Genomic DNA, 24,165 nt, shown 5'->3' on the forward strand with positions numbered 1-24,165 from the left:
CAATGGAAACAATCAAAATCGGCATCATCGGAGCCGGCCGAATCGGAAAAATTCATGCCGATAACCTGCTGCAGATGCCGCAAGCGGAAGTCATCGCGGTGAGCGATTTATTCGCCGGACCTGAGCTGGAGGAATGGGCTGCGCAGCGCGGCATCCCGCTTGTGACGAAGGACAGCGGAGCCGTCATTGCCCACCCGGATATCGATGCCGTATTCATCTGCTCCTCGACGGACACGCATGTGCCTCTCATCAAACAAGCTGCACAGGCGGGCAAACATATCTTCTGCGAGAAACCGGTCAGCATGGATATCAGGCAGACTCGGGAAGCCGTTGAGAGCGCGAAGCAAGCAGGCGTTAAGCTGCAAATCGGGTTTAACCGGCGTTTCGATCATAACTTCATGCGGATCAACGAGCATGTGCAGGGCGGCACGATCGGAACACCGCATATCGTCAAAATCACCTCGCGTGATCCGAACCCTCCGCATAAAGACTACATTCGCGTATCGGGCGGCATTTTCATGGATATGATGATCCATGATTTCGATATGGCGCGTTACGTGAGCGGCAGCGAAATCGATGAAGTGTACGCACATGGCGGCGTGTTAATCGACCCGGTATTCGCGGAATATGGCGATATCGATACGGCAATCGTAACGTTGAAATTCGCGTGCGGGGCGATGGGCGTCATTGATAACAGCCGTCAAGCCGTTTATGGATACGACCAGCGGGTCGAGGTATTTGGCTCCAAAGGCGCAGTAGCGGTGACGAACGATTATCCGAATTCAGCTGAAATCAGTACGGCCGAAGGCGTGTTCCGCGATAAGCCGCTGCACTTCTTCCTGGAGCGGTATCAAGAGGCTTACCGCGCAGAGACGCGCATCTTTATAGACTGTATCCGGCAAGATCAGCCTGTTCCGGTCAGCGGTTCCGACGGGCTGCAGGCAGAACTGGCAGCGCTGGCAGCTAAGTTATCGCTAATGCTGCAGCGTCCCGTTAAAGTGGCGGAAGCGATGCAGCTGGCAGAGCAGCATACGATCTTGAGCTAGGAGGGGAGATAGTCGACGATGTCGAATTTAATTATTGCACCGGCCGTTCAACCGGATCTCGAAGGTAGTATAATGAACATTACACCGGGGTCGGCAGGATGGAAGTATGTAGGATTTCAAGTGATCAGGCTGGAAGCGGGCCAAGCCTTTCGCCGCGATACCGGAGATCGAGAAGTATGCCTTGTCCTGCTGAGCGGGAAAGCGGATGTGACAACTCGGTCGCAAGAATGGCTCGCGATTGGAAGCAGAATGAATATTTTCGAACGAACAGCGCCTTATTCGGTTTATGTACCGAATGACGATAAATACGAGATTCGCGCCGTAACGGATTTGGAAGTCGCCATCTGCTCTGCTCCGGGCAATGGCCATTATGAAGCGCGGCTGATTAAGCCGGAGCAAGTCGCTGTGGAAACACGCGGCTATGGGAACTTGGAGCGTCAAATTCACAACATACTGCCTGAGCAGCATCCGGCTGACAGCCTGCTTGTTGTGGAAGTGTTCACGCCGAACGGACATTGGTCCAGCTATCCGCCGCATAAGCATGACCAAGATGCGCTGCCGGCGGAGTCGCTGCTCGAGGAAACCTACTATTTCCGGATTCAGCAGGAGAGAGGGTTCGCGATTCAGCGCGTGTACACGGACGATCGCTCCTTGGACGAGACGCTGGTCGTCAACGACGGGCAAGCGGTGCTCGTACCGAAAGGTTATCATCCGGTTTCCGCGCCGCCCGGCTATGATTGTTATTATTTGAATGTGATGGCCGGTCCGGTTCGCACGTGGAAGTTCCACAACGATCCGGATCATGAATGGATAATGGTTAACCCGAATCGCAAGTAAACGGTAAGCGGTATAGAAGCAGGAGGAGTTACAAGAGTGAAAGCAACGATTTACGACGTAGCACGAGAAGCCGGGGTTTCCATTGCGGCCGTCTCCCAAGTCATCAACGGGAAAGGGAAAATCAGCGAAGAGCGCCGAGCCTCCATCATCAGCGTCATGGAGCAGCTGAATTATAAGCCGAGCCTCATCGCCTCCGCATTGACCGGCAAGAAAACGTATACGCTGGGGCTGCTCATTCCGGATATCTCCAACCCCTTCTTCGCCGAAATCGCCCGGGCTGTGGAAGACCAGGGAGATGTACACGGCTACAGCTTGGTGATTTGCAGCACGGATAATAAAGACGAACGGGTCGAACGGTATTTGACTTTGCTTGGGCAGAAGAGTGTGGACGGCATCATTATCGGCACGGGGATGGACAGCGGGGAGCTCCTGGACCTGCTTCTTAAGAAGTCCATTCCATTAGCGGTGATCGCGAGGGAGATGCCGGGGCATGATCTGGCTACAGTCGTCGTAGACGATTATGAAGGCGGCCGAATGGCGGCACGTCATTTGCTCGGTCTGGGTCATACTCGAATGGCTGTTCTTGCCGAGCATCGGAAAGTCATCAGCTCGCGGGAGCGGATTCGCGGCTTCCAAGACGAAGTCGTCGAAGCGGGTTTGCAGTTGCCGGAATACATGGTGAAAATGAACGGACGCGACTTGGTTAACGATGGCAGGCGCAGCGCATCAGAGCTGCTTCGTTATGCGGATCGCCCCACTGCCGTGTTCTGCTGCAACGACCTGCTTGCGATCGGCGCGCTGCAAGCGGCCAAGGAGATGGGCGTTCGCGTTCCGGAAGAACTGTCGATCGTCGGCTTTGACAATACGATATTGGCGACGGTTACGGATCCCCCGTTGACGACGGTATCGCAGCCAACGGAGCAGATGGGACAGCTTGTGGTAGACCTGGTTCTGAGCAAGAATGATGCTGCGAAACCGGGAGAGCCCAAGCGTGTCATGCTGAAGCCGGAGCTTGTCGTCCGGCAGTCGACTGGGAAGCCGATTTCCTTCTAAGGGAATCGGCTGTCCGGTCGGGTGCTTAGTGTAGTGGACATATTCAATCGCAGCCCCATTCGAGGGGCGAACGACTCTGTATTCTGGTATCGGTACCATAAATATTAGCACAAGGAGGGCCTGATCAATGAAGTTCATGGAAATCAATGGCGTTCGTCTGTCCCGGCTCATTATGGGAACCGGCGACTTAAGCAAGCTAAATGGAACGGACATGTTGGACACGTACGTGGCCGCAGGCGGAACAACAATAGATACGGCACATCAATATCGTCGTGCCGAGACCATCATCGGGCAATGGATGACGGAGAAGGGCAACCGCAATCAAATGGTCATTATGACCAAAGGGGCTCATCACAATGACGGCAGCCCCGGACCTCGCGTGAATGCGGAAGCCATACGCAAGGATTTGTTCGAAAGCCTGGATCGATTGGAAACGAATTATATCGATTTGTATGCCCTTCACCGAGACGAGCCGGGAACGCGGGTCGGACCGATTATGGAGGAGCTGAACCTGCATCTGAGCGAAGGCCGCGTTCGGGCGATCGGCGCTTCCAACTGGACGCATCAGCGCATTCAGGAAGCGAACGACTATGCGCAGGCGCATGGACTATCCGGTTTTATGTTCAGCAGTACGAATCTTGCTCTGGCTGTGGCCAATGAGCCTAGATGGGAAGGCTGCGTGTCGGCGGATGAACAGGCCGTTCAGTGGCATGAACGTCGTCAATTGCCGCTGCTGGCATGGTCTGCGCAGGCAGGCGGGTTCTTTACAGGTTTATTTTCGCCTGAGGATCGAACCAATTCGGACATGGTACGCGTTTATTATAACGAGGACAACTGGAAGCGTTATGAACGAGCGAAGAAGCTGGCGGAAAGCAAAGGCGTCACCGCTTTGCACATTGCCTTGTCGTTTGTGCTCAATCGACCGTTTCCAACCGGGGCTATCATTGGTCCGCGCAGCGATGCGGAGCTGATGGATTCCGTGAAAGCGATGGAAATTGAGCTGACCGAAGCCGAACAGGAATGGCTGGATCTGAAACGAGAGGAGCTTGCGGTATGAGAGAGAAGCTGGCTGTTCAGCTGTACACGTTAAGGAATGAATTGAAGAAAGACTTCCCCGGCACGCTGCGCGAACTGAAGAAGATGGGCTGGCAGGCGGTGCAAATCGATGGCTTGCATGGAAACGATCCGCGCGAAATCGCATCGGTAATGGATGAGCTCGGACTGCAAACCGCCGGGATGCATGTCGGCCTGGAGCGTATGAAACATGATTTGCCGGCCGTGTTGGAAGAAGCGAGATTGTTCAAAACGAGAGATTTCATCTGCCACTCGCTGCCGGATGAACTCATGAACCCGGAAGGCTATCGTAGTGTACGGGAAGCACTGCGTCAAGTTGCGGGTCAAGTAACTTCGCTCGGCTTTAGAGCCGGCTACCATAACCACGATTTTGAATTCCATACGTCCATGAACGGGCAATACGCGCTGGATTATGTGCTGGAGCTGGATCCGGAGAATCCGGTCTATGCGGAAATCGACACGTATTGGGTCAAGAAAGCGAATGTGAATCCGCTCTCGTATATCCAACAATACGCCGGCCGCATGCCGATTCTCCATTTGAAAGATATGACTGCGGACGAGCGAAGCTATTTTGCCGAGGTTGGCAGCGGAATTATCGACTTTGTTCCGATTATCCGGTGGGGAGAAGCCAGCGGCGTAGAATGGTATGCCGTGGAGCAGGATTATTGTCCGGGCAGTCCGCTCGACAGCTTGGCATTAAGCTTCGAGAATTTGCTTCGCATGGAGCCGGAAATCAAACGGAAATAAGAGAGTCCGAGTTCAATCAGGAGAAGGAGCCGATCAAGATGCGTAAACCATTAACCGCAGCCCATACGGGCTGCGGCGTACACCCGGATAATACGTTAGCTTCGTTCTTCGAGGCGATGGAGAGCGGCGCCCATATCGCGGAAGTAGACGTACATGTGACACTTGGCGATACGTGCGTACTGCTGCATGATCATTCCCCTGCTTTGCACAAGTATACCTATGAGGAATTGAATGCTCCTGAAGTAAGGGAATCCATCTCGCCTGACTATGCGGAGCATGAGATCGCGACGCTGGAGCAGATTCTGCGGATATCGGATGCTCGTGACATGCTGCTCAATTTGGATCTCAAATCAACCGATGCCATTGATCCGACAGCTAAGCTGATCCACCGGTTCGCAGCACAGAAACGCGTCTTTATTACGGGGGCATCCGATACGATGGCTGCGAAGTACCCCGATATTAAAGTGATGTACAACACCCCTTATCCGTGGTTGGAAGGGAAAGGCGAGCGCTATGTCGAGTTTGCCGATTCCGTATGCCGGACAGCGCGAATAGGCGGTTATGCAGGATTGAACATGGAGAGCTCCACTTGCCGCCAAGAAGTAGTGGATCGCGCTCATGCAGAAGGACTGCTCGTATGGGTGTACACCGTGAATGATCCGCAAGAGATGAAACGACTGATCGGACTCGGTGTAGATGCCATTACAACGAGGGTTCCGGGACTACTGTTAAGTATTAATGAAGAGTATAAAAACGTATAGCCATAATTGAAATTTGTTGCTATAATTAAACCAATGGTTGCGCTTACTTTCCGATTTACTGGAAAGTAAATTTTTTAACCGTTTCTGGTATCGCTACCAGAAAATCAATCAGAACCGAATCAGAAGCAACAGAGCACAACATGAATTAGCCATTTCTCCGAAAAGAAGGTGATTCCCGACTCATGGCAAATGTCTCGACAACTTCGCAAGTGAAGCTGAGAAAACCCGGAGCCGCTTTGTGGAAAAACATTGTGCAGCATCGGTATTTGTATTTCATGCTACTGCCTTGTCTCGTGTTCTTCATCGTTTTTTCGTATATTCCGATGGGCGGCCTGTTGTTAGCCTTTAAGGAATATAAGTTCAACAAAGGCATCCTCGGAAGCCCATGGATCGGTTTTGACTATTTCGTCACCTTCTTCAACTCCTACCAGAGCAAGAGTTTAATCCAAAACACACTGATTATCAGCAGTATGAAGCTGTTTCTGTACCTGCCTTTTCCGATTATACTGGCACTTATGTTTAATGAGGTGCGCAACAAATGGTTCAAGAACGTTTCGCAGAGCGTGCTCTATCTGCCTCACTTCCTGTCCTGGGTTGTCGTTATCGGCTTGATTCAGCGGATTCTCGCGCCGGACACAGGCTTGCTCAACCAATTTATTGCCAATGTAGGAGGCGATGGAAGCACCTTCTACATGATGGATCCCAAGTATTTCTACCAAATCATGTTCGGCAGCCACCTGTGGAAGTCGATCGGCTGGGATTCGATCATTTATATGGCAGCGATTTCAGGTGTCAACCCCGATATGTACGAAGCCGCCAAGATCGATGGCGCCGGCAAGCTTCGGGAGATCTGGAACATAACGCTCCCATCTATTATGCCGACTGTCGTCATTCTGTTCATCTTATCGCTTGGAAACATATTATCCGCCGGATTCGACCAGCTTTACCTGCTTCGAACGCCGGGAAACATGCAATTATCCGATATTTTAGATACCTATATCATTCGTGTCGGCTTACAAGGCGGTCAATATGGCTACGCAACTGCCGTTGGGTTACTGCAAGGCGTAATCGGATTAATCTTGGTCGTACTGGCTAATCGTCTGTCTCGCAAGGTATCAGAGACCTCACTATGGTAGCGCTACCATGAATGACGTAATGTTCTGATGGTGGAAACGTCAACCGACGTATTCATAAAAAAAATCGAAATAAAGGGGAAAAACGCATGAGCAGAAAATGGACGAAGTTTTTAGCGATTCCTGTTATGGTTTCCATGCTACTCGCAGGTTGTTCCAACAATAACGGCGGCAACAACACGAGCAATGAACCTGCAGCAAACAGCAATACCGCTTCTGACAGCAATGCCACTGCTACAAATGCACCTGAAGGAAAGCCGGCAACATGGATTGCAGACCGTAAGATTAAAGGCCTCGTATTCATGGGAACCGACGATTACACCGAGGATATGAACCCTGAAATCAAAGCGCAAATTAAAGAGAAAACCGGCATTGATTTCGAAATCGAAATTATGAAAGCGGAGCACTCCATTGATGGTCTGATTGCAGGGCTTGCGGCGAATGACCTGCCGGATTTCGTGGCCTTCTACCTCAATAACAGCGGTCGTCCTGAAATGCCGGTCGTGCTTAAAGCGGCTCGCGAAGGCATGTTCACCGACCTGACTCCATTCTTCAAGGATTCGAAGGTGTACAGCAAGTATTTGCAGGATGATTACCTGCCAATGGATACGCAGTTCGGCGTTATGTTCCGTCCGGAATTCAACGGCTCTACATATTTCACGCATATGAACATTCAACGCGAAGGCGGTCAAGTTTCTTGGAAAGGCGTTGGAGGTCCATACATCCGCAAGGACATTGCAGATGCACTTGGCGTAGATCCGCGCACCATTACATCGACCGATCAGCTGTATGATTTGGCTAAGAAGATTAAAGCTGGCAATTTCAAAGACAACAATGGCGGTCCCGTAACGCCGATCGGCCCATCCTACTGGGGCGGTAAAGAAGTTGGAGCCTTGTTTAACGATCTGGAGTGGGGCGCGGACGACCAACGGATTAAGCAAACGAAAGACGGTCAAATCCTGCACGAAGCCCAAACGGAGTTTGCTATGAAGAAAGTCGACTACGTTCAGAAGCTGATCAAAGAAAAACTTATTCATCCGGAGTTCTTCACCATTGATGAAAGCCGTGCAACGGAAGGCGCGCTGAACGGTTCATGGGCGATTATCGCCGATACGCACAGCTACCAAGAATTCAACCAAGATATGCATTACATTCCGCTTGGTCCGATTAACCAAGTAGACGGTCCTTATCAAATGCAAATTTCCTATAAGTCCGGTTATTCCGCTTGGGCAATTCCAACAACGACGGAGAATCCGGAAGATGTCGTTAAATTCGCTGATTTCCTTGCAAGCCGCGAAGGCAAGCTGCTGTGGAAATACGGAATTGAAGGCCGCGACTACACATTGGACGACAAAGGCAATCCATTGGTGAAACAAGAAGTCGTGGATTTAAAAGCGAAAGATCCTAACGAAGCGAAGAAACTCGGCTTTGGCGGCGTAGGCAACAACTGGGGGGATATCCTCGGCAGCACGGATAACGATAATCTCGTTGATTTCGGTGAAGCCAATTATGGCGACAATGCAAGTTCAGGCCTGTTCCCGGCTGTAGAGCAAATCGCAACGTACTGGAACTTCGATGAGAAGGTGAAGAACGGCGTTGTATCCGATGCCTACCAACCGACTTCGTTCATCGGCGAGTTTAGCAATGGTACCGAATTGAAAACCGCATTCGATAACTATAATGACAGCCTGATCCAAGCGTATTACAGCAAAAGCCATGACGAAGCGAAGAAGATTCTGGACAATGCCCTGAAGCAAATGGAAGCTTCCGGCTTGGACGATTACTTGAAGCTTCTAGCTGAGAAGAACGCGGATCCAAAAACAAAAGTAAAGCTATAACATCTACCGGCACAAAATGATTACCTGATGGTTTGGCGGTTGTATCCGCGACCCGGATAGAACCGCCTTTCTATTGTAGTTTCGGAGCGTGGTTTCTTCGAGGTGTAGGAGGAGGGAAGACAGTGAATGAATTTTATAAGATCAGCCTAGGCGAAAGAATATTCCGCATCATCAATTACATCCTGATTGTCCTCTTGTGCTTGTCTATCATTCTTCCATTCCTGAACATATTTGCGCTGGCATTTAATCCGGGCAAAGATGCGGAAAGGGGCGGTATCTTCTTCTGGCCTCGCATCTGGTCATTCGAGAACTTCATGAAGGTATTTGAAGCGTCCAATATCGCATCTGCCTTCGGGATATCGATCTTCCGTACCGTGGTCGGCACGGTTTCCAGCGTGTTTCTGACCGCAATGGCTGCCTATGCGTTAAAGAGCAAAACATTGCCCGGCGGAAAGTTTTTCATGATGCTCATTTTCTTCACGATGCTGTTTGGCGGAGGCATCATTCCCTACTACATGCTGCTCAAGTCGATTCATTTAACGAATAACATCTGGGTGTATGTCATACCGAGTTTATACAGCGCATGGAATTTGATCATTATTCGGACCTTCTTCCAGCAAATTCATCCGAGTTTGGAAGAATCGGCGCGAATTGACGGATACAACGACTTTGCCATCTTTATGCGCATCATAATGCCGCTTAGCCGGCCGGTAATTGCCGTAATTGGTTTGTTCAATGCCGTAGGGCATTGGAATGATTGGTTCACCGGCGCGTTCTTCGTTCGCAAAGCCAGCCTGCGTCCGTTATCGACTTTGCTGCAGGAAATGCTGACAAGCGCCGAAGCGATGCGCGATACGCTGAATCAAGCTGCCGGAACGACCAAATACGAGCTGCTCGACAAAATTCAGATTACGGGCAATTCACTGAAGATGGCGACAATTATCGTGGTCGTGGCTCCGATTATTATTATCTATCCTTTCGTACAGCGTTATTTTGCTAAAGGCATTATGATCGGTTCGATGAAAGAATAGCGGGAGAGAGGGAGAAATCGCAGATGAAAATCTTGAATAGCTACACGCAGACGGGCAAGTGGTGGAGAGGGAGCTTTCATAACCATACGACGAACAGCGATGGCTGGTTCCCGCTGGAAACGGTCTACAAGATGTATGGCGGCTACGATTTTCTGGGCATTTCCGATCATGATAAAATTACGAAACACGAAGGCGAGCGCAGCATTCCGACCGTGTTTGACGCCATTGAAGTGAGCAGCCGCCAGACGCACATGCTGCTCGTTAATCCGCCGCTTGCGATGCTTGATCAATACAGCAACGAATTTACGATCGAGAATTATCAGCGGTTGGCCGATATGGCAATCGACAACGGCGGGTTTGCCGTATTGGTTCATCCGAATCGCTTCTTCTCCAATTATTGGACGCTGGAAGATATGATGAAGTTGGAACGTTATATTGGAATCGAAGTGTATAACGGCGACGGCAATCCGGAGTACGATATCGCTTTTGATAAATGGGATGCCCTGTTGTCGAGCGGTCGTAAGGTATGGGGTTTCGGCAACGATGATTCGCATGTGTACGGTCAAGAGAAACGAGCCTGGAACATGGTGCAGGCGGAAGAAAATACGAATGAAGCCATTACGCAAGCGATCAAGAACGGCAATTTCTATGTATCTACGGGGTATGGATTCGATGCCATTCGCACGGAAGGCCATACGATTGTCATTGATCTCCGTTCGAACGAGCTGCTCGATAAAATGTATAAGTATGTGACGTTCTTCGGGAAAGACGGCAGGGTGCTGCAGGAAACGACCGGAAGAATCAGCCAGGCAACGTATGAATGCAAAGGCGACGAAGGGTATGTACGCATTGCGGCCTATTTGGAAGGCGGATACGGAGCATTTTCCCAACCTTTATTTGTCGAAACTAGTAAATAGTGCTCAGAAGCGAAAAGGAGTTTGTTTCGTAGACGGCGAACTGTTTTCAAATTGAATCTATAAAGAGGGTGAGTAATGTGCAGCCAAAAATTAAAGACGTGGCGCGCCTGGCGGGGGTTTCGGTAACAACCGTATCCCGTGTGTTGAACGGCGAGAAGTATGTCAAGGACGATCTCAAGCACAAAGTCAATCTTGCAATCGAGGAATTGGGGTATGCTCCCAGCCATATTGCCCGTAGTTTGGTGCGTAACAAAACGAACCTGATCGGCGTGATCGTCCCGGATATTACCTCCAGCTTCTATGCGACTATTCTTAGCAGCATTGAAGAAGCAGCAAGCGCAAACGACTACAATTTGCTGGTGTGCAACATCAGCGAGGATATCGATAAGGAATATAAATATTTGAACGTCTTTCAAGAGATGCGGGTTGAAGGCATCATTATTATGCATGAGAAGATCAACGAGGAGATTCGCAATCTCATTTATAAGATGAAGATTCCGGTTATTTTCTCCAGCGTCAAACCGATGGATCAACAATTCGTATCCGTCATCGTCGACGATTATAAGGCCGCTTATGATGCGACGACCTATTTGATCGAGCTTGGGCATGAAGAAATCGGGTTTATCGGCGGCGACATGCGAGACATCACTTCAGGCCAGAACCGGTACAGCGGGTATCGGAATGCGCTCACGAGCAAAGGCATTCGGATCATTCACGAGCATATCCGGTTCGGGGACTACAAAGTCAAAAGCGGCTATGCGCAGATGAAAGAGCTGCTGCGGGTGAGCCAGCGGCCTACGGCGGTATTTGCGGTCAGCGATGATATGGCTGTCGGAGCGATGAATTGCATCCGCGACCACAATCTTCGCGTGCCTGAGGATATTTCGGTCATCGGCTTCGATGGCAGCCAATTAACCGAGCTTACGAGACCAACGTTGACCTCTATGGAACAACCCATTCATGAAATGGGCAAAGAAACGATGCGCCTCCTGCTCCACCAAGTTGAGACCGGCGAGGAGCCAAGCGGGGACCTCGTGCTCGACCATCGCCTGGTGGCGCGCGAGAGTTGCATACCCAGGAAGAAATAGATGAGCAGAGGCAAGCATATCAGGAGTAGGGCGGAGATGAAGCAACCTTGAAAAAATACGACGCAATTGTAATTGGGGACGCGAACATCGATTTGGTCGTTGCCGGCTGCAACGAGCTGCCGAAGCCCGGACAAGAGGTGCTTGTTCAAAACATGACGATTCATGTGGGCGGCGGAGCCGCATTGTTCAGCTTGGCGTTGGCAAAGCTGGGCTTGAAGATTGCCTTCAACGGCATACTTGGTGAGGATGGTTTCGGACACTTCGTACGAGATCATATGACCCAGTATGGAATCGATACCAGCTATATCCGCAGCAGCAGCAGCAATACCGGCATTTCCATTGCCATCAATCCGGAGAAGGATCGTTCCTTCATCACCTATATGGGATCAAACGCGGAGCTGAGCATGGGGTTGTTGGATCTGGAAAGCGTTGCCCTGGCAAGACATGTGCATTTGACCGGTTATCGGGGAAGAGAGAATCATGCGGAATATATGAAAGTGGTTCGAAGCATTAAGGCGCTTGGCGCGACGACCTCTATCGATGTAGGCTGGGATGATACCGGCGAATGGTTTTCGGGTATCTTTGAACTAATGAGCGAAGTGAATGTGTTCTTCATGAATGAAGTCGAGGCCGAGCATTATACCGGTTGCTCCGGCATTATGGATATCATTGCGAAGCTGTCCGCTTATAGCAGCCATTTCATAGTCAAGCTGGGTTCGACCGGTGCGGTTGCAACCGTAAACGGGCAGTCCCAGTTCCGTTCCGGATTCCAAGTCCCCGTCGTCGATACGACAGGTGCCGGGGATTCCTTTAACGCCGGATATATCTACGGGTTTCTTAGCGGGCAGAAGCCGGAGCAGTGTTTATTGTATGGCAATGCATGCGGAGCCTTGTCGGTGACGCAATCGGGCGGAAGCACGGGAACACCGGATCGTACGGCTATGGAGCAATTTCTATTCCAGAAAGCCAACTGTACGACGGACATCTGGGAGAGCGCATAAATCGTCCAAGCGAGTGGAGGGCACGAGCAGCCATGCATTTCGAAATTAGCCATGCTATTGATGGGAATCAGACGGTAATTGTACCTGTATTTGCAGATAGCTTGGGGGCGGATTGGCCCCATTACCTTGAAGTGCTGCGAACGGCTTCCCTATTGCCGTATATGGGGGCCAGCCATGCGATAACATGGTTTTATGGCGCTCACAGCGGCCAAGCAGACCTCATGTTAGTTGGTCTTGGCGAAGTGGACAAGTTTAATCCGGCTGTTCTTCGCGAGGCGGCAGGGAATGCGGGGCGTGCTATACATAAAGAGAAACGGGATTGCGCAGCAGTTTCCTTTGAAGCATTGGTTGCTGCCGGGGTCACCGCGGGCGGCATGGCCGCTTACATGGAGGCTTGGGTAGAAGGCTCGCTGCTGGGCACTTATGTGTTCGATAAGTATAAGTCGACGCGGGCAGAGCAGCATGCGGAGATCAAAGTCCGGCTGTTAGGTGATCTAACGCCGGAGGGGGTTGAAGCGATTCGCCTGGGACAGCTTCGAGCGGAGAGTACCATGTGGGCGCGCGACCTGACGAACGAACCTCCCAACTACCTTCGTCCCCGCGATCTGGCGGAGAGAACTGTAGAGCGGTTCGCCGGCACCAAGGCGACGGTTGCGGTTTATGAAGGCGAGGAGATTGCACGCCGCGGCTTTACCGGATTGGCGGCAGTCGGGAAAGGCAGCATCCATCCGCCTGTATTTATCGAGCTTCGGTATTGCACGGATGAGACGAAGCCCCTTATCGCTCTAATCGGTAAAGGGATTACATTCGATACCGGCGGCATCAGCCTGAAACGAGACAATGACATCAGCGATATGCGCATGGACATGGCAGGGGCTGCAGGCGTGCTGGGGGCTCTTGATATGGTCGTGCGCGCGGAGTACCCGGCCAATCTTGTCGTGCTTGTACCATCGGCGGAGAACAATCCTTCCGATCGCTCGATGCTGCCGGGCGAAGTCATCCGATATGCGAACGGACTCACCGTTCAAGTGGGCAATACCGATTCGGAAGGCAGACTTATTCTGGCGGACGCTTTGGTTTATGCCCATCAGCTAGGCGCAGAGAAGGTCATCGATATGGCGACGCTGACGTATTCGGTCGTTGGCGCGCTGGGTACCGCGGTGGCTGGCGCTTTTGGCGAGAACGAGCTTGTACAAGCGTTGAAGGCGGCAGGCGAGCCTTATGACGAGAAGATCTGGCAGCTGCCGATCATAGACGAGTATGAAGGCTACTTGTCCAGCGATTATGCGGATACGTCCAATATTAGCAGCGGGAATGGCGGAGGCGCGATTATGGCGGCGTTATTTTTGCGCAAATTCGTGCATCCCACGCTTACTTGGGCTCATCTCGATATGAATGGACCGAAGGACTCCTCTTCCGCCAAAGGCCAGCTTGCTGTTGGCGCTACAGGCTGGGGGACTCGTTTATTGGCGGCGTACGTAATGAGTGTATAGCTTTTAGAGTTCAGAGAGGAGATTTCCCATGGTACAAAATCGACTTCGCTTCCGATCGAACGGCAGCTTTTCTATTCTGCAATTTACCGATATGCATATCCAAGATGGGGGCGAGAAGGATGCCCGAACGCTCGCGCTTGTCGACCAAATGATCGCGGATGAGCAGCCGGATTTAGTCGTCATTACCGGTGATGTCATTGCGAGCTACGATATTGAAGATCAAGAAGGCGCGTTCCGCCGCGCCATTGCCGGAATTGTGAAGTCGGGCATTCCGTTTGCCGTCATTTATGGCAATCATGATTCGGAGAAAGGCATTACGCGTCAGCGGTTGAACGAGATTCTGCGGGAGTACGACAATAACCTGTCCATCGATGGACCTGAGGACGTTCACGGTATTGGCAATTACGTGCTTACCGTCGAGGGTTCGGCCGGTGATGAGGCTGCGGCTGCGTTGTATTTCTTTGACTCCGGAGACTATGCGCCGGAAACCATTGGCGGGTACGCTTGGATTCAGCCGGATCAAGTGGAGTGGTACCGCAATGAATCGATGGCGCTGAGAGAGAAGAGCGGCAACCATACGCTGCCTGCACTCGCATTCTTCCATATTCCGATCCCGGAATACGAGCAAGTTTGTCAGGTTGGCACAATAGAAGGAATCAAAGGCGAGGCAGTCTGCTGTCCGAAATTGAATAGCGGTTTATTCGCGGCCATGCTTGAGATGGGCGATGTGATGGGGACCTTCGCCGGACATGATCATGATAATGATTATGTCGGCCAATTATTCGGCATTCAGCTGTGTTACGGACGCGTCACGGGATACAACACCTACGGCAAGCTTGAACGAGGCTCGCGCGTGATTAAATTAGTAGAAGGTTCGCATGAGTTTGAAACTTCGATAAGACTGCACAAACAATAAACAGTGCAACAATAAAAGGGAGAACCCGAGGCGGCATACACCGCCAATCGGGTTCTCCCTTATTTAATAGATACGAAAGTCTAATCGCCGCTGTGGCAGGAGACAGCAGCCTTGTTAGGCTACGATTCCGCTGACGGCTGCTCCTTGCTGCAGCTGATACATGGCGTAGTACTTGCCGCCATGCTCCATCAGCTCGTCGTGATTGCCGCGTTCCACGATGCGGCCGCGATCGAGCACGAGGATCTGGTCCGCGGCGCGAATCGTCGACAGACGGTGAGCGATGACGAAGGTTGTGCGTCCTCGCTTGAGGACGTCGAGCGCTTGTTGGATAATCGCTTCCGTCTCGGTATCGATGCTTGCCGTTGCTTCATCAAGTATCAGAATCGCCGGATCGAACGCCAGCGCTCGCGCGAAGGAGATCAGCTGGCGCTGTCCTGCGGAGAGCGTGCTGCCTTTCTCAATCACCGGTTCATCGAGTCCGCCCGGCAGCTGCATGAACATGTCATACGCGCCGACATCGCGAAGCGATTGTTCCACCTTCTCGCGCGTAATCGTCGGATCCTCCAGACTGACGTTGGATGCGATCGTACCCGTGAAGAGGAAGGGTTCTTGCAGCACGATGCCCATATGCTGGCGCAGCTGCTGCTTCGCCATCTCGCGCACATCGGTACCATCCACCGTGATTGTGCCGCGATCGATGTCGTAGAAGCGGAAGAGCAGGTTCAGAATCGAGCTTTTACCTGATCCGGTATGGCCGACAAGCGCAACGGTTTCGCCTTGTTTAGCCGTGAAGTCGATGTTCTTCAGCACGTCTTCGCCTTCTTTGTACCCGAACGTAACATTATTGAATGCGACATGGCCCTTATAACGGTCCAAACGCTGATCCGTCACGGGAACGCCAGGCTCATCCAGAAGGGCAAATACCCGCTCGGCGGATACGCGCGCCACTTCCAGGTTGGACAGCTGATTGACCATACCGACGATCGGCGACATCATCCGGTTCATATAATCGATGAACGCGTAGAGGACGCCGACCGAAACGGCCGCTCCGAGCCAGCCGCCCGCGAACATCCATACCACCGCAATGAAAATGACATTACGGAAGATCGTAAGCAAGTTGTGGCTCGTAAACGAGTTCAAATAGAGGAGCTTGTTCTGGTATTTAAAATAATCGTCGTTCATCTCATGGAATTCCGCCATCGTTTGTTTCTCGCGGCGGAACACTTGAATAATCGGCATCCCTTGAATGGATTCGTTGATCATGCCGTTAATATCGCTCAGTCGCGAGCGTATGACATGGTTGTAGCTGGAGGCAAATTTGCGATACACGACGATCCACACGTAGAGGATTGGCAGTAAAGGCAGCGCAATCAGCGCGAGCTTCGCATCGAGCACGAACAACGCGCCCATAATCGCGGTCATATAGATAATACCGGAGAAGAAGTTCGCCAGTACCGATACGTACAGCTCGCGAATCGCTTCGGTGTCATTGGTTACCCGCGAGACAACCTTGCCTGCAGGGAGATTGTCAAAATATTGAACCGGCAGCTCCTGAATATGCCGGAACACGTCGTTACGCATCTTGCGCACAATCCGGTTAGCGGAAACTTGGAGCAAATATTTCTGTCCATACGCCAGTAGCGCTCCGATCAGCAGCAGGCCGACATAACCGGAAGCGAGCGTGATCATGCTTCTAATTTCCGGTTTGTAGAAGCCGTAGGTCTCGTTCCTGCTCATCTGCACCGCAGGGAATTGCTGCGTGCTGTCATCCTTCGCCGTGACGGTTAGCTGACCGTCCTTAAATGAGAGCGATCCGGTGCTTGGTACACCAGCTGCATCCACAAAATAATACGTCAGCCCGGACTGCATCACATGCACTTCCCGGCCTTTCACTTCGCCTTCCTCCCAGTGGTCAGCTCTCTTATACCAGCTGTCCTTATAGGGAACGGCATATTGTCCGTCTTGCTTGCTTTCATACCACGGTTTCTGTATCCCCATAATGTTCGTATCGATCATTCGTTTAGCCAGGAATGGTCCTACAAGCTCGACGGAGATGGCCAGAGCCAGCAGCAGAAGCGCCAGCAAGATTGGCCTTTTATAATGCCAGGCATATTGAAACAATCGTTTTCCGTTGTTACCCATTTTAGTTGTCACCTTCATTTCATTTATCCTAGTATGCGTACAATCGAGCCGGCAGCCGATTATTCTTCCACAAGGGAAGCGAGCTGCTGCCGATCATACTGCTCTTTATACCAGCCATTGTTCTGAATCAGCTGATCATGCGTGCCTTCTTCCGTAATGCGGCCCTCATCCAGCACAAGAATCCAATCCGCGTGCTGCACGGCCGATAGGCGATGAGTCGTAATAAGCGTCGTTTTGCCAGCTCGTTCTCTTCGAATGCCTTCAAGGATTTCCGTCTCTGTCTTCGCATCGACAGCGGATAGCGCATCATCCAGCATCAGAATTTCCGGATTGGCAATAACGGCTCTCGCAATGCTGACCCGCTGCTTCTGCCCGCCCGAGAGCGCAACGCCTTTCTCGCCGACCAGCGTCTCGAGGCCATCCGGGAGGAACGTGACATCCTTGCGGAATGCAGCAAGCTCCAGCGCTTTGCCGAGCAGCTCGTCGTCCATGGTGACACCGGAAGTGCCGTAAGCGATGTTCTCGCGAATCGTCTTACTGAACAGGATCGGCTGCTGCGGCACATAACCGATCCAGCTGCGGATTTGATCGAGCTCGATCTCCGTTATAGGGACGTCGCCTGCTTTCAGGCTGCCTTGACCCATCGGATATTCGCGAAGCAATTGCTTGAGCAGCGTCGTCTTGCCGCTTCCTGTTCTGCCGACGATTCCGAGCGTCTCGCCTCTGCGGAGCTTAAAGGAGATATCGACCAGATTGTCGATCGTCGAGGAAGGGTAACGGAACGTCAGTTGCGCGTATTCGATGGACTCCGGAACCGCCATGGCTACCGGCGATTGCGCATCCTTCACATTTGGCTTAATGCCCAGCGTCTCATTGATACGGTCGAGAGAGGCATTGCCGCGCTGCATAATATTAATCAATTCCCCAATGGCGAACATCGGCCAGATGAGCATACCGAGGAACATATTGAACGATACCATTTCCCCGAGCGAAATTTCGCCGCGGAAGACGAGCACGCCGCCATAGCAGAGACCGATTAAGTAACTGATCCCGACCAGAATTTTGAGTGCCGGCTCGAATAAAGCATCGATTTTGGCAACGGCGATATTTTTGCTGAACACTTCATCCGTCATGTCGCTGAACCGCTTACGGTCTGCTTCTTCTTGGACGAAAGCGCGAATGACCCGCACGCCCGATACGGATTCCAGCACCTGATCATTCAAGTTACCGAAGGCATCTTGCTGCACCATGAACCGCTCATGAATTTTCTTGCCGAAATGCTGCATGACCAGTGCCAGAATCGGCAAGGGCAGCATCGCCGCAAGCGTCAGCTTCCAGCTGATCAACACGGCCATTACGAAGAGAATCGTCGTCATGAACACGGTGGAATCAATCAGCGTCAGAATCCCGAAGCCTGCCGTAGTCGATACGGCGCCGAGATCGTTCGTAGCCCGGGCCATTAAGTCCCCGGTACGGTTACGCTCGTAGAACGTAGGCGTCATCTTGAGAAGATGCCGCATCAGCTTGGAACGGAGCGTGCGTTCCAGCATGAAGGCAGACCCGAACAGCAGGGACCACCATACGCAAGTAATGAGATAAATGGCGATTGTTAGGGCAACCCAGAACAGCAGAAGTTCGGTCAGCTTCCCCGTCGTCATCGTGCCTTGCCCGATGCTGTCGACGGCATACCCGATTAATTTCGGAGGGGTAACCTCCATAATGCCAACGATTGTGAGCAGAACGCCTGCAACCGTGTAGCGTTTCCAATGCATTTTGAAAAACCAGCTTAGCTTCTTAAGTACAGCAAACACGTCGATCAACAACCTTTCTAAACTTCTGAGGAACAAAAAAAGGCGTACCGCCGTAAGCGATACGCCTGACCCGTTTGAGCAGAGACAGTTTGAGAACTGCCGCCAGCTGACCCGAGTGCAATAAAAAAGGCGCACGATTACGTCACCGTAACCATGCACCTTCTAACATTATGATGCGAGAATCTGCCATTCTCCGCCTCTTAACGTCGGTTTGCGCGAGGGTTACGTACATTTCGATTGTATGTTCCGCCTGCAGGCAGAAATGATCCATCCATATGTCGGTTAAACATATCGTAACCCTCCTTTCCGTTCTTCAAAGTATATGTGTGTACTTTATCATCGCCCCCTCGGCGCTGTCAACGGGGGATTTGAACGCTTGTGCTTATTATTTTCTTGTTAAGATCCGATATCACACTGAATTTACATATTATGTTATTCTAGTAGCGATGCGTCTATTAAAAATAAGGTTGGTGTTCGCATGGCCATGGGAAGCCGTATCGCAATGTATCCGAAGGTGATTCGTGACGTGCTCGTTAATCCGGGAATCGGTTTTATGACCTTTCAGCGCTTTAACGGAGATCCGCTTAATCCGGGCACCAGGCATTGGACAGAAGGACATCCGATCGAATATCAGACCTATAGCGGGAGCTTGGAAAATGTAGATTACCCCATGACATCGCTCGCGTATTATCGCGTGTACTGGAAGTATCTTGAGCCTGAAGAGGGCGAATATCGCTGGGATTTGATCGACGCTGCGCTATCCGTGGCGCGCGAGCGCAAACAGACTCTGCAGCTGCGCATCGCGCCGTATGGCGTAGGGGAATCGGAGGACGTGCCGGCATGGTTTCGCGCCTTGATAGGCAGTAGCAGCAGGGAGCTGCCTGATGCCAAATGGCAAGTGGACCCGGAGAATCCGCTGTACGTGAAGCATTTTGGCGGATTTATTCGGCTGATGGGTGATCGGTATAACGGACATCCGGATTTGGAGACGGTAGATATGTCCATTGTCAGTGCATGGGGAGAGGGCGAATCCTCGCACCTGCTGACTGAGCAAACGCGTGCGGCTCTGATAGACGCCTATACGGACACATTCATAGATACGCCTTTAGTCATGCTGCTGACAGATCCCTATACGAATCAATATGGCCTGATGAAGGCGAATGTGGGCTATAGGATGGATTGCCTTGGCGATATGACCGAAGGAGCGGCTCATATGCTGGACTGCTATCCGCAGCAGATCCTTCAATGCAGGATGCAAAATGCCTGGAAGAAAGGCCACATCTCCTTTGAATCCTGCGGGGTGATGTATTCATGGTTCCACCGCGGGGTCGATATCGACTACGTAATTGATCAATCGCTGAAATGGCATATGTCTTCTTTCAATGCCAAATCATCGCCCGTTCCGCGAGAATGGGAGAGTCAGGTGAATCGCTGGCTGCGCTCGATGGGCTATCGCTTCGCGCTGCGCAAGTGGACTTATCCTGAGCTCGTTAAGCCCGGCGGCAAGCTCGACTTCACCTCCTGGTGGGAAAATCTGGGCGTTGCGCCAATCTATCGAAGGTTTCCGTTGGCGGTGCGACTTGTCAACGAGCGCTGCAGCAAGGTGTATCTGACAGACGCCGATATCCGGGATTGGCTGCCCGGAGACATCACCTATGAGCGGTCACTCGACATTCCGCAGGAAATGCCGCTTGGCCATTACCGGCTGGAAGTCGCGCTAGTCGATAGATTGTCCGGTGAGCCGGCCATCCGCCTTGCATCTGAAGGAAGACAGCCGGATGGCTGGTACGCGGCAGGAACCGTCCACGTCCAAACCGAGCTCGATCCGCCGCCTTCGCCGCTCGGCGAGATTGTGGTGTCACCGTGGCAATGAGTTTATTTCATTATTACGGACCGGAACGATATATCGAGGTTCAAATCTGGGATGAACATGTCATTCAGAGATACAAATGATAGGCTGGCGAGACCAATTGATTGAGGTGTATATTTTGATTCATTTTCCGTCGATAACGACAGATAGATTGGTTTTGAGGGAGTTGACGCCGGACGATGCCGAGGAGGTGTTCAAACACTTCTCAGACCCGGAAGTCACTGCTTTTATGGATATCGAGCCCTGTCAGTCTATCCGAGAAGCTGAGGGAATTATTCAGTTTCATGTTGAAGACAGCGGTTGCAGATATGGATTGTTTAGCAAGGAGAACGGATCGCTGATCGGCACCTGCGGTTACCATTGTTGGGTGAGGGATGAAGCGTCCCATTCTCGAGCGGAAATTGGGTTTGATTTAGCCAGAGCTTACTGGGGTCAAGGATACATGAAGGAAGTGCTTGCTCCGATGCTCCGGATTGGATTCGACGTGATGAAGCTTGCTTACATTGAAGCTACTGTCGAAGAAGCGAATGTGAGATGCCGGCGATTGCTGGAAGCTTGTCAGTTCGTGAGAGAAGGGGAACTGCGAGAGCGGCTTATATACTATAAGCTGTCTAGAAACCAAAGGGATGGATGTGAGTAGACAGCATTCTCCCTCAAAGGTAGGCGCCGTGGGATAATTTTGCGAGTTTTATTTTAATAGAATGGACTTTACAACTCTCTAGATAAATGATACGATCTGTATCGTAAATAACTCGAGGAGGGTACAAACGTGAAAAAGAGCATCTATTTGATTCTACTTTCCGCATTGTGTCTGACAGCATTCGGCGGGACAGCAGCAGCGGCACCAAAGGGACAAGCAAACTCGGGTTTACCAGGATTAATTGAGGAAAACCAGAGCAGTGTGCAGGGCTGCACCAAATGGAATCTCTGTTACTTCTCAGGTAACGACAAAGATTTGCCGATTTCAAACGCCGGGGCTATCAAGTTTGAATCTTCCGGCACGAGCAATGGCATCACAGTAGATTTTAATAGCCTCAAATGGACAAGCAACTTCAATTTTACAGGTTACATCTTTGTTAAGGCAGGCAATGGCGGCTATCTGTACTGGGCGTGTGGATGCGGCGACTTGTTCACCCCGGATAACAAAGATATCAGTCATGTTACGTTCTTTCCTAGTGGTTCGTAGTGGTTGATGCTCAACATCGTGAATAAGATGTAATTGTAAGCGTTTACGCGACTACGACGAAGCGCAAATACGCAGTACCTGAGAACGTTCACCCTAAACCACTTCTTAACGAAGTGGTTTTATTTGTGTAGGCCAGAATAGTCCATTTTTCGTTGTTGCGTCCATTAATTTAAGCCATGGAAACCGTTATGGTAGTAGAAAAATCCGAAATGGAGCTGCATAATGAGCGCGAATCGCCTATTGAATCAATTAGAAAGTCCTTTCTTTATTGGATGCAATTATTGGGCTTCTCATGCGGGAACGGCCATGTGGTCGGATTGGCGACCTGACATCGTCGAATCGGATTTGAAGAAGCTTGCCAGCGAAGGCATCGAAGTACTGCGGGTGTTCCCGCTCTGGCCGGACTTTCAACCTATAGAGAGCACGTATCGCGAGTTTGGGAATCTTTCGTCTTACCGTTTCGGCGAAGAGCATTTCCCCGATACGGATGCAGGCCAAGCCGGCGTATCCGAAGTGATGATGCAGCGATTTGAAGCCTTCGCAGCGCTCTCCGGTAAATACGGCATCAAGCTGATCGTTGGATTAATTACGGGCTGGATGAGCGGAAGGCTGTTCGTTCCGCCCGCACTTCGCGGCAAGTCGATTATAAGCGATGCGGATTCCATTCGATGGCAGGTTAAATTCGTATCCTATTTTGTCACGCGAATGAAATCGGATGCTGCCATTATTGCTTGGGACCTTGGCAATGAGTGCAATAGTATGGGGAAAGTTGAAAGCCGGGAGCAGGCTTATGTGTGGACGGCTTCATTGTCAGGCGCGATCAAACGCGCCGATGCCAGCCGTCCGCTCATTTCCGGCATGCATTGTCTATTCCCTAATGGGAATTGGACGATGCAGGATCAAGGGGAACTGACCGATATTTTGACAACTCACCCGTACCCGTACTGGACGCCTTATATGGACTATGAACCGATGGATACGATGCGAGCGACGCTGCATGCCACCGCTGAAAGCTTATTTTATGCGGGAATCGGGGGCAAGCCTTGTTTTGCCGAAGAAATGGGTACGATGGGGCCAATGGTTTGCTCGGATGAAATTGCGGTCGCGTTCGCTCGAACGAGCATGCTGGCCCAATGGGCACACGGTTTGCATGGCTTGCAATGGTGGTGCGCGAATGATCAGACGAAGTTGAAGCACGCACCGTACGATGAAGTGGCCTGCGAGGGCGAATTGGGTTTGCTGACGGAGGATGGCCGGGTAAAGCCCGTCCTGACGGAGATGGCTAAGTTAAAGCAGGATATCGCGGCTTTTCCGATCAAAGAACTGCCTCCAAGGCGAAGCGAAGCGGTGTGTATCTTGAATTCGGATCAAGACCATTGGGCGGTGGCGTATGGCAGCTTCATGCTGTCTAAGCAAGCGGGGTTTGATTTGACGTTCCGATTCGAGGATCAGCCTTTGCCCGATGCAGAGCTGTATTTGCTGCCTTGCGTCACAGGCGTGCGGGGAATGCCAAAGCGGAGATGGGAGCAGCTGCTGCAGCGTGTCCAGGAGGGGGCGAGCCTGTACGTGTCGGTCGATGACGGCTACATGCTTCAGTTTTCGGAATTGACCGGACTTTCCGTAATGAACAGGCAGCGGCGGACAGAGGCGGCACAAGTGACCCTGGGTTCGAAAGAAGATCAGATTTCGGTTCCATCTTCGTTTCGCTGGACATTCCGCTGCGATCGGGCGAAAGTTTTGGCGACGGAAGAGGACGGCAATCCGGCCCTGACGCGGGCAGCATATGGCAAAGGAACGGTCTACTTTATGTCTATTCCTATTGAGCTGGCCATGACGCAAGGGAAAGAAACATGCAGCAAACCGGATGCGAATCCCTATTGGAAAATTTACAGTGCGATTTCCCGTGAGGCAGTGGGGGGACGGGTTCTAAGCAAGGAAGACCCGTTAGTCGGATTGACGGAGCATCCCGTTACGGATGGCCAGCGAGTCGCTATCCTCATTAACCACACCCCGGAGGCAAAGTCCACTCGTGTGCAGCTGGCGGATGGGTGGCAGCTCGAGGATTGCTGGCGCGGTCAAGCGGAAGATGCCGGTGACCACCTGATCGTACGGCTTGCTGCCAACGATGGAGCGGTCATTTTGCTGACATCCGCTTGAAGCTGAAATTGACGAGACGATTAAGAAAGCATGAGATAACGGAGAGACCATCGTTCGTGATAAA

Annotated in this window: 20 protein-coding genes; 18 read left to right on the plus strand and 2 right to left on the minus strand. The window is 51.6% G+C overall.

Going from position 1 to position 24,165, the window contains the following annotated elements; translation table 11 throughout:
- Positions 1–2 precede the first annotated feature (2 nt).
- The 14 genes from iolG to BM412_RS02570 all read left to right on the plus strand — a co-directional run bounded on the left by iolG (position 3) and on the right by BM412_RS02570 (position 14,935).
- Positions 3–1,046, plus strand: coding sequence for an inositol 2-dehydrogenase (gene iolG, locus BM412_RS02505; protein WP_091213521.1), 1,044 nt, complete (start codon positions 3–5; stop codon positions 1,044–1,046).
- Positions 1,047–1,064: 18 nt separating this feature from the next.
- Complete coding sequence (gene iolB, locus BM412_RS02510; protein ID WP_091213523.1) at positions 1,065–1,883, plus strand: 5-deoxy-glucuronate isomerase; 819 nt, start codon at positions 1,065–1,067, stop codon at positions 1,881–1,883.
- 36 nt (positions 1,884–1,919) lie between these two features.
- Entirely contained in the window at positions 1,920–2,936 is a 1,017-nt protein-coding gene (locus tag BM412_RS02515) for a LacI family DNA-binding transcriptional regulator (RefSeq protein ID WP_091213526.1), read from the plus strand.
- A 127-nt stretch (positions 2,937–3,063) separates the two neighbouring features.
- Positions 3,064–3,993: an aldo/keto reductase gene (locus tag BM412_RS02520; RefSeq protein ID WP_091213529.1), complete on the plus strand. Its 930-nt coding sequence runs from the start codon at positions 3,064–3,066 to the stop codon at positions 3,991–3,993.
- A complete protein-coding gene (locus tag BM412_RS02525; RefSeq protein ID WP_091213531.1) occupies positions 3,990–4,757 on the plus strand; it encodes a sugar phosphate isomerase/epimerase family protein in 768 nt (255 codons plus the stop codon). Before BM412_RS02520 ends, BM412_RS02525 begins: the two co-directional genes overlap by 4 nt.
- A gap of 38 nt (positions 4,758–4,795) precedes the next feature.
- Positions 4,796–5,518: a glycerophosphodiester phosphodiesterase gene (locus BM412_RS02530; protein ID WP_177245620.1), complete on the plus strand. Its 723-nt coding sequence runs from the start codon at positions 4,796–4,798 to the stop codon at positions 5,516–5,518.
- 182 nt (positions 5,519–5,700) lie between these two features.
- Positions 5,701–6,654: an ABC transporter permease gene (locus BM412_RS02535; protein WP_091213535.1), complete on the plus strand. Its 954-nt coding sequence runs from the start codon at positions 5,701–5,703 to the stop codon at positions 6,652–6,654.
- A gap of 86 nt (positions 6,655–6,740) precedes the next feature.
- Positions 6,741–8,489, plus strand: a complete 1,749-nt coding sequence (locus BM412_RS02540; RefSeq protein ID WP_091213538.1) for an extracellular solute-binding protein — start codon at positions 6,741–6,743, stop codon at positions 8,487–8,489.
- A 122-nt stretch (positions 8,490–8,611) separates the two neighbouring features.
- Positions 8,612–9,520, plus strand: a complete 909-nt coding sequence (locus BM412_RS02545) for a carbohydrate ABC transporter permease (protein WP_091213540.1) — start codon at positions 8,612–8,614, stop codon at positions 9,518–9,520.
- A 23-nt stretch (positions 9,521–9,543) separates the two neighbouring features.
- Positions 9,544–10,437 (plus strand): CehA/McbA family metallohydrolase, encoded by an 894-nt coding sequence (locus tag BM412_RS02550; RefSeq protein WP_091213543.1) that lies wholly within the window; start codon positions 9,544–9,546, stop codon positions 10,435–10,437.
- A 77-nt stretch (positions 10,438–10,514) separates the two neighbouring features.
- A complete protein-coding gene (locus BM412_RS02555) occupies positions 10,515–11,525 on the plus strand; it encodes a LacI family DNA-binding transcriptional regulator (protein WP_091213546.1) in 1,011 nt (336 codons plus the stop codon).
- A gap of 47 nt (positions 11,526–11,572) precedes the next feature.
- Positions 11,573–12,526 (plus strand): carbohydrate kinase family protein, encoded by a 954-nt coding sequence (locus BM412_RS02560; RefSeq protein WP_091213549.1) that lies wholly within the window; start codon positions 11,573–11,575, stop codon positions 12,524–12,526.
- 32 nt (positions 12,527–12,558) lie between these two features.
- The gene (locus tag BM412_RS02565) at positions 12,559–14,019 is read left to right on the plus strand and encodes a leucyl aminopeptidase family protein (RefSeq protein ID WP_091213551.1); all 1,461 of its coding nucleotides are present in this window, start codon (positions 12,559–12,561) and stop codon (positions 14,017–14,019) included.
- A gap of 28 nt (positions 14,020–14,047) precedes the next feature.
- Positions 14,048–14,935: a metallophosphoesterase family protein gene (locus BM412_RS02570; protein ID WP_091213552.1), complete on the plus strand. Its 888-nt coding sequence runs from the start codon at positions 14,048–14,050 to the stop codon at positions 14,933–14,935.
- Positions 14,936–15,049: 114 nt separating this feature from the next.
- On the opposite strand, the gene BM412_RS02575 is transcribed toward BM412_RS02570, so the two are convergent.
- Together BM412_RS02575 and BM412_RS02580 are read right to left on the minus strand one after the other, a co-directional pair.
- Positions 15,050–17,077, minus strand: coding sequence for an ABC transporter ATP-binding protein (locus tag BM412_RS02575; protein ID WP_091213554.1), 2,028 nt, complete (start codon positions 17,075–17,077; stop codon positions 15,050–15,052).
- A gap of 59 nt (positions 17,078–17,136) precedes the next feature.
- A complete protein-coding gene (locus tag BM412_RS02580; RefSeq protein ID WP_091220114.1) occupies positions 17,137–18,888 on the minus strand; it encodes an ABC transporter ATP-binding protein in 1,752 nt (583 codons plus the stop codon).
- A 484-nt stretch (positions 18,889–19,372) separates the two neighbouring features.
- Here BM412_RS02580 and BM412_RS02585 point away from each other — a divergent pair, with 484 nt between their 5' ends.
- The 4 genes from BM412_RS02585 to BM412_RS02600 all read left to right on the plus strand — a co-directional run bounded on the left by BM412_RS02585 (position 19,373) and on the right by BM412_RS02600 (position 24,101).
- Positions 19,373–20,761: a DUF4832 domain-containing protein gene (locus BM412_RS02585; protein WP_177245621.1), complete on the plus strand. Its 1,389-nt coding sequence runs from the start codon at positions 19,373–19,375 to the stop codon at positions 20,759–20,761.
- A gap of 106 nt (positions 20,762–20,867) precedes the next feature.
- Positions 20,868–21,398 carry a GNAT family N-acetyltransferase gene (locus BM412_RS02590; RefSeq protein ID WP_371264697.1) on the plus strand — a complete coding sequence of 177 codons (531 nt, stop codon included), beginning with the start codon at positions 20,868–20,870 and terminating at the stop codon, positions 21,396–21,398.
- Positions 21,399–21,527: 129 nt separating this feature from the next.
- On the plus strand, positions 21,528–21,944 hold the full coding sequence (locus tag BM412_RS02595; RefSeq protein WP_091213561.1) for a hypothetical protein: 417 nt from the start codon (positions 21,528–21,530) through the stop codon (positions 21,942–21,944).
- A 222-nt stretch (positions 21,945–22,166) separates the two neighbouring features.
- The gene (locus tag BM412_RS02600; protein WP_091213564.1) at positions 22,167–24,101 is read left to right on the plus strand and encodes a cellulase family glycosylhydrolase; all 1,935 of its coding nucleotides are present in this window, start codon (positions 22,167–22,169) and stop codon (positions 24,099–24,101) included.
- Positions 24,102–24,165: the final 64 nt, after the last annotated feature.

The organism is Paenibacillus sp. BC26, from assembly GCF_900116125.1.
Taxonomy (GTDB): domain Bacteria; phylum Bacillota; class Bacilli; order Paenibacillales; family Paenibacillaceae; genus Paenibacillus_Z; species Paenibacillus_Z lignilyticus.